The organism is Roseateles sp. (genome assembly GCF_052436255.1).
Taxonomy (GTDB): domain Bacteria; phylum Pseudomonadota; class Gammaproteobacteria; order Burkholderiales; family Burkholderiaceae_C; genus Pelomonas.
The window spans coordinates 1-14,359 of sequence record NZ_JBQVNP010000138.1; the positions used below are offsets into that span (position 1 = coordinate 1).

General features: G+C 65.6%; 15 protein-coding genes. 8 read left to right on the forward strand and 7 right to left on the reverse strand.

The window, feature by feature from the left end:
• The first annotated feature begins 187 nt into the window (after positions 1-187).
• The 6 genes from ACT6S0_RS22185 (at position 188) to ACT6S0_RS22210 (ending at position 7,257) form a co-directional block, all read left to right on the forward strand.
• Positions 188-2,941, forward strand: a complete 2,754-nt coding sequence (locus tag ACT6S0_RS22185; RefSeq protein WP_444765942.1) for a TonB-dependent receptor plug domain-containing protein — start codon at positions 188-190, stop codon at positions 2,939-2,941.
• A 504-nt stretch (positions 2,942-3,445) separates the two neighbouring features.
• A complete protein-coding gene (locus tag ACT6S0_RS22190) occupies positions 3,446-4,090 on the forward strand; it encodes a hypothetical protein (RefSeq protein ID WP_444765943.1) in 645 nt (214 codons plus the stop codon).
• 77 nt (positions 4,091-4,167) lie between these two features.
• Positions 4,168-5,010, forward strand: coding sequence for a MotA/TolQ/ExbB proton channel family protein (locus tag ACT6S0_RS22195; RefSeq protein ID WP_444765944.1), 843 nt, complete (start codon positions 4,168-4,170; stop codon positions 5,008-5,010).
• A 28-nt stretch (positions 5,011-5,038) separates the two neighbouring features.
• The gene (locus tag ACT6S0_RS22200; protein ID WP_444765945.1) at positions 5,039-5,464 is read left to right on the forward strand and encodes an ExbD/TolR family protein; all 426 of its coding nucleotides are present in this window, start codon (positions 5,039-5,041) and stop codon (positions 5,462-5,464) included.
• 15 nt (positions 5,465-5,479) lie between these two features.
• The gene (locus tag ACT6S0_RS22205; RefSeq protein ID WP_444765946.1) at positions 5,480-5,914 is read left to right on the forward strand and encodes an ExbD/TolR family protein; all 435 of its coding nucleotides are present in this window, start codon (positions 5,480-5,482) and stop codon (positions 5,912-5,914) included.
• Positions 5,915-5,997: 83 nt separating this feature from the next.
• Positions 5,998-7,257: a hypothetical protein gene (locus tag ACT6S0_RS22210; RefSeq protein WP_444765947.1), complete on the forward strand. Its 1,260-nt coding sequence runs from the start codon at positions 5,998-6,000 to the stop codon at positions 7,255-7,257.
• A gap of 66 nt (positions 7,258-7,323) precedes the next feature.
• On the opposite strand, the gene ACT6S0_RS22215 is transcribed toward ACT6S0_RS22210, so the two are convergent.
• From ACT6S0_RS22215 to ACT6S0_RS22245, 7 genes are all read right to left on the reverse strand, one after another.
• Positions 7,324-8,082: a 3-hydroxyacyl-CoA dehydrogenase gene (locus ACT6S0_RS22215; RefSeq protein ID WP_444765948.1), complete on the reverse strand. Its 759-nt coding sequence runs from the start codon at positions 8,080-8,082 to the stop codon at positions 7,324-7,326.
• A 179-nt stretch (positions 8,083-8,261) separates the two neighbouring features.
• Entirely contained in the window at positions 8,262-8,915 is a 654-nt protein-coding gene (gene adk / locus ACT6S0_RS22220) for an adenylate kinase (protein WP_444765949.1), read from the reverse strand.
• Positions 8,916-9,025: 110 nt separating this feature from the next.
• Positions 9,026-9,763, reverse strand: a complete 738-nt coding sequence (gene kdsB / locus ACT6S0_RS22225; protein WP_444765950.1) for a 3-deoxy-manno-octulosonate cytidylyltransferase — start codon at positions 9,761-9,763, stop codon at positions 9,026-9,028.
• A complete protein-coding gene (locus ACT6S0_RS22230) occupies positions 9,760-9,966 on the reverse strand; it encodes a Trm112 family protein (RefSeq protein ID WP_444765951.1) in 207 nt (68 codons plus the stop codon). Before ACT6S0_RS22230 ends, kdsB begins: the two co-directional genes overlap by 4 nt.
• Positions 9,966-11,009, reverse strand: coding sequence for a tetraacyldisaccharide 4'-kinase (gene lpxK / locus ACT6S0_RS22235; RefSeq protein ID WP_444765952.1), 1,044 nt, complete (start codon positions 11,007-11,009; stop codon positions 9,966-9,968). The genes ACT6S0_RS22230 and lpxK overlap by 1 nt, the downstream gene beginning before the upstream one ends.
• Complete coding sequence (locus ACT6S0_RS22240; RefSeq protein WP_444765953.1) at positions 10,975-11,391, reverse strand: ExbD/TolR family protein; 417 nt, start codon at positions 11,389-11,391, stop codon at positions 10,975-10,977. Before ACT6S0_RS22240 ends, lpxK begins: the two co-directional genes overlap by 35 nt.
• A gap of 19 nt (positions 11,392-11,410) precedes the next feature.
• Complete coding sequence (locus tag ACT6S0_RS22245) at positions 11,411-12,028, reverse strand: MotA/TolQ/ExbB proton channel family protein (protein ID WP_444765954.1); 618 nt, start codon at positions 12,026-12,028, stop codon at positions 11,411-11,413.
• Between the two features lie 359 nt (positions 12,029-12,387).
• Between ACT6S0_RS22245 and xseA the strand changes: the two genes are divergently transcribed.
• Positions 12,388-13,689 (forward strand): exodeoxyribonuclease VII large subunit, encoded by a 1,302-nt coding sequence (gene xseA, locus ACT6S0_RS22250; RefSeq protein WP_444765955.1) that lies wholly within the window; start codon positions 12,388-12,390, stop codon positions 13,687-13,689.
• 56 nt (positions 13,690-13,745) lie between these two features.
• The gene (locus ACT6S0_RS22255; protein ID WP_444765956.1) at positions 13,746-14,333 is read left to right on the forward strand and encodes a superoxide dismutase; all 588 of its coding nucleotides are present in this window, start codon (positions 13,746-13,748) and stop codon (positions 14,331-14,333) included.
• Positions 14,334-14,359: the final 26 nt, after the last annotated feature.

The window sequence follows — 14,359 nt, forward strand, 5'->3', positions numbered from 1 at the left end:
GTCGAATCAACAACTTAAACATCGCATTCGTGGGTCTAGGGGCTTTCAGGGGGCTGTCGCCATGTTGCGCCCGCACAAACTCGCCGCGCCCCGGAAACTGAGTCATTCGCTCAGCCACGGATTGGCCCCACCGGGCCAGCATCGCCGCCGCGCATCACGGCGGGTCCTTACTCTTAGAGGAGTCTCTATGTTCAAAAAAACCAGCATTGCGTGCGCTGTCCTGGCCCTGGCTGCCGGTTCAGTTGTGGCGCAAGAGGCCCAAAAGCTCGAACGCATCCAGATCACCGGTTCCAGCATCAAGCGGGTCGAGTCAGAGACCGCATTGCCGGTCACGGTCATATCGCGCGACGCCATCGAGAAGTCGGGCGCGACGAACATCGAGGACATCCTGCGCCGTCTGTCAGTGAACTCGGGCCAGCTTTCAGACTCTACGCAAGGTGCAGGCTATGCGACCAGCAACGCCAATTTGCGTGGCCTCGGCGCCAACTCGACGCTTGTGCTGCTGAACGGCCGCCGACTGGCTGGCCACCCCTTCGGCTCCATCGGCGGGTCCGTAGCGGTTGACCTCAACAGCATCCCCTTTGCCGCTATCGATCGCATCGAAGTGCTGCGTGATGGTGCATCTGCGACCTACGGCACCGACGCCGTCGCCGGCGTGATCAACTTCATCACGCGCAAGGACTACAACAACGGCGAACTCACGGTCCGCTACGGCGCCCCCGAGAAGAATGTCGGTGGCAAGGAGCATGGCGGCTCGCTGGCGTTCGGTGTCGGCGATGTGAACACGGACGGCTACAACTTCCTCGTGACGGCCAATATCAAGGAGCAGACGCGCATCGAGGCGGTCAAGCAGGCCTGGTACTCGCGCCATGCGACCGAGGTCCCGGGCTCGGCACCCCCGACGTCCTTCCGCGCTTACCCCGGCCGTCTGATGGATATCGGCATCACGCCGGGCGCGTACACCAATCCGGGGCAAGCCATGGCCGCTTGCGATCCCGTCAATACGGTCGTTCAAGTTGGCGGCAAGACGCCGAACGGCACGGATGACGTCAAGCGGTGCCGCGCGATCTATGCAGCCATGCTCGACAACATGCCGGACAGTACCAAGACCGACCTGTTCGCACGCGGCACGTTCCGGATCGATGCCGACAACCAGTGGTTCATCGAGGCCTCAGCCGCGCGTAACCACACGACGGGCCGCGCTGCGCCAACGCCCATCGACGGCTCTGCGATGAAGGTGCGTGCCAACGGTTCATATCCGAACGTGCTGATGCCCATCACCAGCAAGTACTTTCCGACGGCACTGTTGACCCGCCTGGGCTACACACCGGCGGACTACGTGTCCTTTAGCGACGCCACCGGGCAGTACACGGAGATCGCCTACCGTTCGCTCGACCGCGGCAACCGGGTCAGCGACAACACCAACGAGCAGTACCGCGTCGTTGTCGGTGCGAGCGGCCTGTTCTCCGGCTGGGACTACGACATCGGCCTGAACCTCGCCCAGGCCCGCGGCACGCTGAACTACAGCGGCTACCTGCTGGAAGAGCCCTTCCTGGACGCGCTGAAGACCGGCAACGTCAACCCCTTCGGCCCCAATGACGCAGCCGGTGTGGCCGCTCTCGATGGTGCCGCTTTGGAAGGCAAGGTTCGGCAGTCCAAGGGCACGACCGCCGTGCTGGACGCCAAGGTAAGCCGCGAGCTGATGCCGATGGCTGGCGGCATGATGGCCGCCGCCGTCGGTATCGATCTGCGCCGCGAAAAGGCCGACGACAAGCCCACCAACGCCGAGTACTCCAAGGGCTCACACATTGGCGGCGAAGGCTCGGTGCCAGCCACCTCGGCCAGCCGCAACATCTCGGCGGTCTTTGGCGAACTGTCCTTGCCCTTCGCCAAGGGCTGGGAAGCCACGGTTGCTGCGCGCTATGACCGCTACAGCGACTTCGGCAGCAGTTTCAACCCGCGGGTGGCGTTGCGTTTCCAGCCGAGCAGGGAAATGCTGTTCCGCGCCAGCGCCGGCACCGGCTTTCGGGCCCCCACGCTGTGGGATGTAAACAGCCCGGTGTCCAACACCAACACGGCCGACCCGCAGACCGACCCGGATTGCCCCCAGCCTAACGATGCGCAGGGCAACCCGCCCGCGCTTTGCAATACACAGTTCAACGTGCGTTTGTCGAGCGACAAGAACCTCAAGGCGGAAAAGAGCCGCCAGTTCGCATTCGGCGCCGTTTTTGAGCCGATTCGGGATCTCAGCATCGCCGTCGACTACTGGAATATCCAGAAAAGGGATCAGATCGGCGTGATCAGCGGCGACACCTTGATGGCCGAGCCCGGCCTGTATACGAAGTACAAGGCCCGTGTGAAGCGTGGGCCCACGGGATTCATCTCCTACATCGAAACGCCGGTGGAAAACCTGGGTGAGCTCAAGACCGAAGGCATCGACGTCGACATCAGATCAGCGCTGGCGCTGGGTGAATGGGGCCGCCTGGGCATGGGCTTGGCCGCCACCTACACGCTGAAGTACGAACTTCAAAACGGCAAGGATCTGCCGTTCACCGACTATGCCGGCAAGTCGCTCGGCGGTAACCCGCCCGTACCTGAATGGCAGCACACGCTGTCCTTCGACTGGACGATGCACTCCTGGAACGTGGCGCTGGAGAACGTCTTCACCAAGGGCTGGCAGGAGTCAGCGTCTGTCGTCGAGACCAACCTCGGTGTCAAAGCGGCGTATGACGTCAAGGACACCAGCCGCTGGAATCTCGCTGTCAGCTACCGTGGCTTCAAGAATCTGCGGTTGACGGTCGGTGCACGCAACGTCTTCGACCAGGCCCCGCCGTTCGTGGCTTCGTCGAGCTACGGCTCGCACGCTGCAGGCTTTGCCGGCTCCTTTGCCGATCCGCGAGGCCGTTTCGTCTATGGCACCGTGACGTATCAATTCAAGTGACATGCGGCTTGCACATCACCGTGGCGCCATGAGCGTTCGCACCGACTGAATTCGGCGACTGGCGAGGTCGGCGGGCGTGTCAATCACGCTCGCCGGCCGTTGTTCACGAGTCCGGCGTCGATGCGTCTTGCTTTTCCGCCCTGTAATCAGTCTGTTTCCTCTTTCCGGGTTAGCCCCAAGAGGGGGGGCGAAGCACGGGGCTAAGATGCTTGCATGGCCAGTTTTGGCCAGTGGTGTATTGTTTTTGCACCAGGTTCGTGGCGATGAAACGCGTGCCCGACGGCTTGTGCCACCGGGCGTTTTTTTTGGCCAGAACGGGTGTAAAGATAGCTTGCGCCCCCGGCGGACTGCGTGTTTTCGACGAGGCGGGATCCTGAGCTCCGCGATCTAGAATGCACGCCCTTCGGGAACTCGTTGACGGCAGGAGCGCAACTTCCGCCGTACGTGGCCGCTTTGCTGGAAGAAGTCATTGACTGTGATTTGTAGTTGCAAGAAGGAGCGCGCATGAATTTTGCGCAGGAGAAGCAGGGCGCGTCCCGGTTCACGGGCTTCGGTGTCGTGATCCTGATCCACGTCGTGGCAATCTGGGCGCTGGCCAGCGGTTTGGCGAAGGACATCGTCAAGAAGGTCGCTGGCCCCATCGACGTCAAGGTGATCGAGGAGAAGGTCAAGCCGCCGCCGCCGCCCGAGAAGGTTGTTCCGCCGCCGCCGGACCTCAAGGCACCGCCCCCGCCATTTGTCCCGCCGCCTGAGTTCCAGGTGACGGCACCCGCACCGCCAGCGCCGGCCATCCAGTCGACCCAGGTTGCACCGCCGGCCGTTGCCGAGATTCGCCCGGCTCCGCCGCCGGCAGCTGTGGCACCGCCCGCGGCGCCGCGGCCGGCCAAGGTGACGGCTGGCATGGTCTGCACCAAGATGAGCAAGCCTGAAGTGCCGTCGGTCAACTGGAGTGGCGAGGCGCTTTACAAGGCGGTTGCCACCGTCAAGGCCGGCCGCGTCACTGCTGTCGAGATCACATCGTTGCGTGGTGGCGTGGACCGCAAGGCGCAGCGCGCCCTGGTCCAGAGCATCGAAGCGACCCTGCGTGACACCTACGAATGCCCGGGCGATCACGTGTTCGAGCAGGAGTTCCAGTTCAAGATCGAGTAAGACCTGCCTCGAACCCGGCGCCAAAGCGCGCACCCGATAACCGCATCAAACCAGAATTTTTCCTAGGAGTTGACTCCATGATTTCTCGCATCACCGGCTTCCTTGCCGCTATCGCCATGGCCGCGACCTTGGCCGTCTCGCCTGCCCACGCGCAAGATCAGAACCCGGCTGCCTCTGCGCCCGCCATCGACGCTGCCGCTCCTGCAGCCGATACGGCTGCGCCCGCGCCCGCCGCAGCGGCCTCGGCGCCGGTCGACAACCCCTACAGCCTTGCCAACATCATTGCCCACGGCAACGTGGTCGACCAGGTCGTGCTGGTCATCCTGGCACTGATGTCCATGGGCTCCTGGTACATCCTGGTGGTCCGCGTTTGGGACACCGCCAAGCTGCAATCCGAAGCCAAGGACGTCCGCGCCTCCTTCTTCAAGAAGGCCAGCCTGGCAGACGGCATCAAGAGCCTGAAGGAAGAAAGCGCCTTCCGCTATATCGCCACCACTGCCGTCGAGGCGTCCGAGCACCATGAAGGCGCTTTGACCGAGAACATCGACCACAGCAGCTGGGTCACGATGAACGTCGATCGCGCCGTCGCCGATGTCAACACCAAGATTTCCGCTGGCCTGGGCTTCCTGGCGACCGTTGGTTCGACCGCTCCTTTCGTTGGCCTGTTCGGCACGGTGTGGGGCATTCTGAACGCGCTGACCGCCATCGGTGTCGCTGGCCAGGCTTCCATCGACAAGGTGGCCGGCCCTGTGGGCGCCGCGCTGATCATGACCGCCATCGGCCTGGTCGTCGCCGTGCCGGCCGTGATGGGCTACAACTGGCTGCTGAACCGCAACAAGGGCGTCATGAGCCAGGTTCGCGCCTTCGCCGGCGACTTGCACGGCGTTCTGATGGGCAACCGCTCGGTCGCCAAGCGCTGAGCCCCGAGCGCTCACAGGAGCTTCAGCCATGGGCATGAATGTCGGAACTTCTTCCGGCGAAGACGAGGTGGTCTCGACCATCAACACCACGCCCCTCGTGGATGTGATGTTGGTGCTGTTGATCATCTTCCTCATCACCGTTCCGGTGGTGACGCAATCGATCGCGGTGAATCTCCCCAAGGAGATCAACCAGGTCCGCATCACCAAGCCGGAAAATATTGAACTCTCGGTCAGCAAGGACGGCGACGTCTATTGGGGCACGAAGCTGATTCCCGACATGGAGGAGCTGGTGCAGCGCCTCGGCAAGGAATCGGTCAAGAACCCGCAGCCCGAAGTGCATATTCGCGGCGACGACAAGTCGCGCTACGAGTCGGTCGGTCGCGTGATCTTCGCCAGCCAGCGCGCGGGCATCATGAAGATCAACTTCGTCACCGAGCCGCCGGCTCGTAACTGATCCCAGGAGCCAGACATGGGAATGAACGTTGGAAGTTCCTCGGGAGGCGAGCCCGAAGTCATGATGGACGTCAACACGACGCCCCTCATCGACGTGATGCTGGTGCTGCTGGTGATGTTGATCATCACCATCCCCATTCAGCTGCACACGGTGAACCTGGACATGCCGCCGCCGAGCACGACGCCGCCGGACCGCGAGCCGGTGGTGCACACCGTGATGATCGACTTCGACGGCACGATCTACTGGGACGCCGAGGCGCTGGCCGACCAGTCCGCGGTCAACGCCAAGATGCAGGAGATCGGTGCAATGTCGATCGGTGACCAGCCTGAAGTCCACATCAAGCCGAACAAGCTGGTGGATTACGGCGTCGTCGCTGCGGTCATGGCCTCGGCCCAGCGCAACAGCGTCAAGAAAATGGGCATGGTTGGTAACGAGCAATACGTCAAGTGACGTGTACTCGGGGCCGTTGACCACGATACTTTGATGCGCGCTGCCCGAAAGGGCGGCGCGTTTTTGCTTTGCAGGAGAGCAAGTTGAAGATTTTGAAAAGCATGGTGGCCGTTGCTGTCGGCGCCCTCGCCCTGTCCTTGAACGGCGCGCCCGGCGCGGAGTTCGGCTTCAGCCAAGCGTCGGCCCAGGACAGCGTCCGCAGGGAAGTCGGTACGCCCCTGACCGAGGCGAGCAGGCTGGTCAAGAGCGGCAAGTACAAGGAAGCGTTGGCCAAGCTGCGTGAAGCCGAGGCCGTCGGCGGCCGCACGGCCGGTGAGAACAACGCCATTGAAGGCGTGCGGTTCTCTGCCGCCATGGGTGCCAACGAACCAGACACGATGGCCCGTTCCTTCGATGCGCTCAAGGGCGCCGGCAAGTTGTCGCAGGCCCAGCAGCTGCAGTACATGGAAGCCATCGCTGGCACTTATCTGCGCAACAAGGACAACGGCAAGGCGCTGAACTGGGCCCAGCGCTACTTCAAGGAAGGCGGCAGCAGCCCGACGATGAAGCAGGTGCAGCAGAACGCGCAGTTCCTGTCGGGCGACATGACCTCGACCATCAAGGACACGTTGGAAGAGATTGCTGCCGATGAGCGCGCTGGACGCGCGCCGTCCAAGGACAAGCTCAACCTGTTGCTGTTCGCGGCGCAGAAGAAGGGCGATGCCAACGCCGAAAGCGTGGCAACCGAGAAGCTGCTGAATTTCTACCCCGATCCCAAGCTCTGGGCGCAGATCCTTGGCGGCCTGCCACAGAAGAAGAGCTTCGACAGCAACCGCTTCCAGCTCGACCTCTACCGCCTGCGCCTGGCCACCGGCAACATGTCGCGGGGTGCCGAGGATTACATGGAGATGGCCCAGCTGGCCGCCCAGGCCGGCTATCCGGAAGAGGGCAAGCAGGTCGTCGACAAGGGCTTCGCTGCCGGCGTGCTGGGACAAGGTGCCGAAGGCGCCCGTCACAAGCGCCTCGCCGACTTGATGATCAAGAAGATCGGAGAGGGCAAGGCGGCTGCTGCGGCCAACGAGAAGGCGGCCGACGAGGCGAGGGACGGCAACGCCTTCGTGACGCTGGGCCTGGCCAATGCCTTCGGCGGCAATGCCAAGAAGGGCATCTCGCAGATTGAGCAGGGTATTGCCAAGGGCAACCTGAAGCGGCCTGAAGACGCCAAGCTCTACCTCGGTCTGGCGCATATGCTGGCTGGCGAGGGCGCCAAGGCCCAAGCCGCCTGGCGCTCGGTGAAGGGCACGGACGGCGCGGCTGACCTGGCCCGCCTGTGGGTTATCCACTCACGCTCGGCCAAGCGCTGAGCGGCGGCATCATCATGCAAAAGGGCCTGGTGCAAACCAGGCCCTTTTTTTATGGCGGCCGCCGATTCATTTCGGGGCCAGGCGAATCGCACCGTCCAGGCGGATCACCTCGCCGTTGAGCATGTCGTTCGTGATGATCTGATGCACCAGCTTGGCATAGTCGCTCGGGGTCCCCAGCCGACTCGGGAAGGGCACGTTGGCAGCCAGCGCGTCCTGCACCTCCTGCGGCATGCCGAACAACATCGGCGTGCCGAAGATGCCGGGGGCGATAGTCATGTTGCGGATGCCGTTGCGCGCCAGGTCGCGGGCGATCGGTAGCGTCATGCCGACGACACCACCCTTGGACGCCGCATAGGCTGCCTGGCCGATCTGGCCGTCGTAGGCCGCGACTGACGCTGTCGAGATCAGCACGCCGCGCTCGCCAGTGGCTTCCGGCGCGTTCTTGGCCATCGCCTCGGCGGCCAGGCGGATCATGTTGAAGCTGCCGATCAGGTTGACCGTGACGGTCTTGCTGAAGGTCGCAAGCGGGTGGGCGCCGTCCTTGCCCACTGTCTTGATGGCCGGCGCAATGCCGGCGCAATTGACGAGGCCGACGAGCTTGCCGAGACCTGTCGCGGCAGCCACTGCGGCCTGGCCATCGGCCTCCTGGCTGACATCGCACTTGACGAAGACGCCGCCGATGTCGGACGCCACGGCCTGGCCGCGTTCGACCTGCAGATCGGCGATGACGACCTTGGCGCCGTTGGCAGCCAGCATGCGGGCCGTGCCTTCGCCGAGTCCCGAGGCGCCGCCGGTGACGATGAACACCTTGCCTGCGATTTCCATGATGAGGACCTCCTGGGTTGGTTGACGTAAACGTCAATTGTGGCCGAGGAGATCGCCTCCCGGACAACCGCGCGCGTTTCAACGATCTCCTGCGGGGATGCTTTTTGCCCTGGGGCGGCCCGGCGACAAAAAAGCCGCGGCGCCTGGGGGCGCCGCGGCTTGGTGCAGGATTGGACGGTTCAGGCCAGCGCCGCCAGCGCCTTCTTCATGATGTCGTCGACCGAGCCGACGCCCTCGATGCGGCGGTACTTGGGCGCGTTGGCGTCGCCGGTGGCAGCCCATTGCGAGTAGTAGTCGACCAGCGGCCGGGTCTGTGCGGAATAGACGTCCAGGCGCTTCTTGACCGTCTCTTCCTTGTCATCTTCACGTTGGATCAATTCCTCACCGGTCTCGTCATCCTTGCCTTCGATCTTGGGCGGGTTGAACTTGACGTGATAGGTGCGACCCGAAGCCACGTGAACACGGCGGCCACTCATGCGCTCGATGATGGCGTCAAAGGGCACGTCGATCTCGAGCACGTAGTCCAGCTTGACGCCGGCGGCCTTCATCGCGTCGGCCTGCGGAATGGTGCGCGGGAAGCCGTCGAACAGGAAACCCTTGGCGCAATCGGCCTGCGCGATGCGTTCCTTGACGAGGCCGATGATGATGTCGTCGCTGACCAGAGCACCCGAATCCATGACGGCCTTGGCAGCCAGCCCCATCTGCGTACCGGCCTTGATCGCTGCGCGCAGCATGTCACCGGTGGAGATCTGCGGAATGCCGAATTGCTTGCAGATGAAGGCAGCCTGGGTGCCTTTGCCGGCGCCCGGGGCGCCCAGAAGGATCAATCGCATGGGTCTCCTCGTCCTATTTTTCCCATGAACGGGCTGTCAAAAAGGCCCGCTCGGGTCAGCGGTCGAGTATCGCACGCGGCCTTTCTGCGGCCTGACGGACGAGCTGGTGCTCAGGCCCCGATCAGTCGCCGCACGCGCTCCAGATCCTCGGGCGTGTCCACCCCGGGGCCGGGGCGTTCGTCACTGACATGAACGGCGATGCGCTCGCCATGCCAGAGCACGCGCAGCTGTTCGAGCGACTCGATCTGCTCCAGCGGGCTGACCGCCAGCGTCGGGAAGCGGCGCAGGAAGCCGGCCCGGTAGGCATACAGGCCGACGTGGCGCAGCGCCTGGTTGGGCTGGCCGGCGCCGTCGCGCCACCAGGCGATGGGGGCGCGCGAGAAGTAGAGTGCGCGTCCGGCCTTGTCGGTCACGAGCTTGACGACATTGGGGTTGGAGAACTCCGCGACGTCGGTCAAGGCATGGGCGACGGTGGCCATCACGCACTCGGGCTGCGCGACCAGCGTCGCCGCGCAGGCGTCGATCATGGCCGGCGCGATCAGCGGCTCGTCACCTTGCACGTTGACGACGACGGCATCGTCGGCCAGGCACAACTGCTCGACGGCCTCGGCGAGGCGGTCGCTGCCGGACGGATGGTCGGCCCGCGTCATCAATGCCCGTACGCCATGGGCAGCGCAGGCCGCGGCGACTTCGGGCGCATCGGTGGCGACGACGATCTGCCCCGTGGCTGACTCCGCGGCGCGCCTGGCCACGCGCACGATCATCGGCAGGCCCACGATGTCCGCCAGCGGCTTGTTCGGCAGCCGTGTCGATGCCAGACGCGCCGGGATGATGACCGTGAAGCTCACGGCGCCAGCACCACCGGCGGCTTGGGCGCGTCCGGGTCCCAGGGCTTGGCCTCGCTTTCCAGCATCAACGGGATGCCGTCGCGGATCGGGAAAGCCAGCCGGTCCGGGCGGCAGGCCAGCGCCGGCAGCTCACCCTCGCGCAGCAGCGTCAGCGGCCCCTTGCACAGCGGGCAGACCAGCATTTCTATCAGGCGGTGATCCATCAGGCGGGCAAGGAGAGTTTTTGCAGTTGTTGGTCCAGCGCGGCCTCGAAGCCGCTGCCGGGCGAGAAGTCTAGCGCCACCACCCAGACGGGCAAGGCGCCAACGCGCCCCGGTGGCAGCTTCACGGCGTCCTTCTCGGTGAGCACGACGCCCGCTGTGTCGGCGGGCCACGGCAGCGTCGCGAAATCGGCGTGGTCGGGCAGGGCCAGGCCGCCCAAGCGCAGGCCCAGCCCGTGCAGCATGTCGAAGAAGCGCTGCGGCCGCGCGACGCCGGCGACGGCCAGCAGGCCCGGCAGCGCACGCAGAGCCAGCAGGGTGTCCATGCTCGCCGGCTTGCCGGCCCACCAGTCGGCCAGCGTCACGGCGCCGGCCAGGCGGCGCTCTGCGACAAAGCCGGGCAGGGTGGTGCTGGCCTGGGGGGCGTTGTAGACCACCAGATGGTCTGGCAACAGTGGCACCGGTGGCTGACGCAGCGGTCCGGCGGGCAGCAGGCGGCCATTGCCGAGGCCGCGCTCGTCAAACACAAGCACGCTCAGTTGGCGCGGTAGCCGCCAGTGCTGCAAGCCGTCGTCGCTGACCAGCAGTTGCAGCCCGGGCTCGGCTGCCAGCAGTGCGCGTGCAGCAGCGACGCGATCCCGGCCGACGGCCACTGGCACGAGCCCACGCAGGTGGATGAGCAGCGGCTCGTCGCCGACCTCACGCGCCGTCGAGACCCGCGTGACCAGGCGCACGCCATCACCGTCGCGCCCATAGCCGCGCGAGACGACGCCGGCGCGCAGGCCGCGTGCGCGCAGCAGTTCCAGCAGCGCCAGCGTCGTCGGTGTCTTCCCGGCGCCGCCGACGATCCAGTTGCCGACGACCACCACGGGCACCGGCAGCGTCTGGACATGCGTCAACCCGGTCCGGTAGGCAAGCTGCCGCAGCGCCAGCAGTGCGCGGTAGAGCCAGCTCAAGGGCAGCAACGCGGCGGACAGCGCGCCGCCGGTCAGCCATTGGGCTTGCAGCCGATCAGCGAGCGTCGGTCTGCGCAGCGAAGGTGACACGCGTCAAGCCGACGCGGCGCGCGGCGTCCATCACGTTGACGACGGCCTGGTGGGGCGTGGCGGCGTCGGCCGAGATGATCAACGATGCCTCGGCGTTGCCGCCGGAAGCCTGCCGCAAGGCGCCGATGAGGATCTCGACCGAGCGCCCCTCCACGGCCTGGCGGTTGACGACGAAGCGCCCGTCGGCCGCAATGCCGACGATCACCTCCTGCGGCCTGTCCTTGAGCTGTTCCGCGTCTGCCGACGGCAGCGTGATCTGCAGCTCGGTGAACTTGGAATAGGTCGTCGACAGCATCAGGAAGATCAGGATCACCAGCAGCACGTCGATGAAGGGGATCAGGTTGATCTCCGGCGGCTCGCTGTGCGGGGAGCGGAAGCGCATGAGGCGTGGTCCTCGGCGTTCAGGCGGTGTAGCGGCGCAACTGGCCCATCAGCCGGTCGGCCGCCGCTTCGAGTTCGAGCACGTACTCCTCGATGCGGCCGCGGAAGTAGCGGTGGAACATCAGCGCGGGGATGGCGACCATCAGGCCGAAAGCCGTGTTGTAGAGGGCGATGGAGATGCCATGCGCCAGCTGCGCCGGGTTGCCGCCGCCGGGCGTCTGGCTGCCGAAGATCTCGATCATGCCGACCACCGTGCCCATCAGGCCGAGCAGCGGCGCGGCGGTGGCAATGGTGCCGAGCGTGTTCATGTAGCGCTCGAGCTGGTGCACGGCGCGGCGGCCCGCAAACTCGAACACCATGCGCAGCTTGCTCTCGGGCATCTGGGGCTCGGCCGTCACGGCGCGCAGGCCTGAGGCCAGCACCTCGCCGAGGATGGAGTTCTCGGCCAGGCGGTCGACCATGTCGGGTGCGGGCAATTGCTGGGCGCTGACGTTGAGCACGTCTTCCAGCAGGCGCGGCGGCATGATGCGGCTGGCCCGTAGGCTGGACAGGCGCTCGATGACGAGGGCCAGGGCCACCACGGAGCACAGGAGCAATGGCCAGATCGGCCAACCGGCGGCTTGTATGATGGAAAACAAGGGCGTCCCCGTCGAGAAAAATCGAGTTGATCGGCCGCGAACGGCCCGGATGAGCGCGGGATTATGACCCCAGCCTCAGGCCACGCTGGCGCTCACGGCGCCTCTGGAAAACCTTCCCATAATCCACTGTTGCTGTGGATAACTTTGTGGGCAAGGCCCTGGCGCCGGCCAGCAGAGGCCGGTAAATCAAGGCCTTGGACAACTTGCCTCCAATTTGAGCAGCGGACTTTCGAATTGAAAAACAAGGCCTTATGTGCTCGTGACGGTACCGTGACAGGCGCGGCGAGCCGAAATTGCCCTGCAGCCCAGCATTGGCGCGGCTGTGGAGTTCCCGGCCCGCGCCGGCATTGGGTTTGCGAGTGATTGAGCCTCGCGAAGCCGTATCCAGCCGACGTGTCTGGGGCGTCGCCGGCTTGCTGGAGGCGGTGAGCCAGAGCCTGGCCGAGCGCTTCGCCGTCGTTGCCGTGGGCGGTGAAATCACCGGCTTCACGCGCGCCGCCAGCGGCCATTGCTACTTCGGGCTGAAGGACGCCGATGGCCAGGCGGCCAGCCTGCGCTGCGCGATGTTTCGCCGCGCGGCGGCGATGCTGGACTTTGCGCCGGGCGAGGGTGTGCTGGTGGAGTTGCGCGGGCGCGTCGCCGTCTACGAGCCGCGGGGCGAGCTGCAGTTCATCGTCGAAGCCATGCGCCGCGCCGGTGCCGGCACGCTGTACGAGCAGTTCCTGAAGCTGCGCACGCGGCTCGCCGCCGAGGGCCTGTTCGGCGACGAAGCCAAGCGCCCCCTGCCCAGCCACCCGCGGCGCATCGGCGTCATCACCTCGGCGGCCGGCGCGGCCCTGCATGACGTGCTGACGGCGCTCGCGCGCCGCGCGCCGCAGGTCGAGGTCGTTGTCTACCCGAGCCCTGTGCAGGGTGCGGAGGCGCCGGCGGCCCTGGTCAACGCGCTGCGCGTCGCCAACGAGCGTGCGGAGGTGGACGTGCTGTTGCTGGTGCGCGGCGGAGGCTCGCTGGAAGACCTCTGGGCCTTCAACGACGAGCGTGTGGTGCGGGCGGTAGCGGCGTCTGCGCTACCGCTGGTCTGCGGCGTCGGCCACGAGACCGACGTGACGCTGGCCGACCTGGCCGCCGACCTGCGCGCACCGACACCCACCGCCGCTGCCGAACTCGCCGCACCACCGCGCGACGGGCTGCTGCAGCAGCTCGCAGGCCTGGAGCGTGCGCTGATGCTGCGCATCGACCACCGCTTGCAATCCCTGGCCCAGCGCCTGGACCGCCTCGCGCTGCGGCTGGCTCGCCCCAGCGACGCACTGGCCCGCCAACGCCGCATGCTCGAATTGCTGGCCCAACGCGCCGCCGCGGCGCCGCGGCGGCGCGTCGAGCTGCAGGGCCAGCGGCTGGCGCATCTTGAGCAGCGCCACCAGCGCGCCTGCCGCGACATGCTGGCGCGCCAGGCCACGCGGCTCGATGCCCTGCATGCCCGCCTGCAGGCGCTGGACCCTCAGCATGTGCTGGCGCGCGGCTATGCCTGGCTGGACGACGGTGCCGGTGGCGCGGTGACCTCCGTGCACGCCCTGCTGCCGGGCGCCGAGGTGCGAGCCGTGCTGGCCGATGGCAGCCTGGACTTGCGCGTTCTGGGGGTAACGCCATCAGCCCAGGGGTGATCCTCGCTCCCTACAATCTTTCGGTCACCCTTCCCCCCAACACAGAGGACTCCACGATGGAACACACGCTGCCCCCGCTGCCCTACCCGATTGATTCGCTGGCCCCGCACTACAGCCAGGAAACCCTGGAGTTCCACCACGGCAAGCACCACAACGCCTACGTCGTGAACCTCAACAACCTGCAAAAGGGCACCGAGTACGAGGCACTGTCGCTGGAAGAGATCATCAAGAAGGCGCCGAACCCGGGCCCCGTCTACAACAACGCCGCGCAGATCTGGAACCACACCTTCTTCTGGAACTGCATGAAGCCGCAAGGCGGCGGCGAGCCCGGCGGTGCGCTGGCCGACGCGATCAATGCCAAGTGGGGCAGCTACGCCGCCTTCAAGGAAGCCTTCGTCAAGAGTGCCGTCGGCAATTTCGGTTCGGGCTGGACCTGGCTGGTCAAGAAGGCCGATGGCTCGGTCGACATCGTCAACACCGGTGCTGCCGGCACGCCGTTGACCGGCGCCGACAAGGCTCTGCTGACCGTCGACGTGTGGGAACACGCCTACTACATCGACTACCGCAACCTGCGCCCCAAGTTCGTCGAGACCTTCCTGAGCAATCTCGTCAACTGGCAATTCGCAGAAAGCAACTTCGCCTGAGTCGCTTCGGGCTGATGAGACGAGGC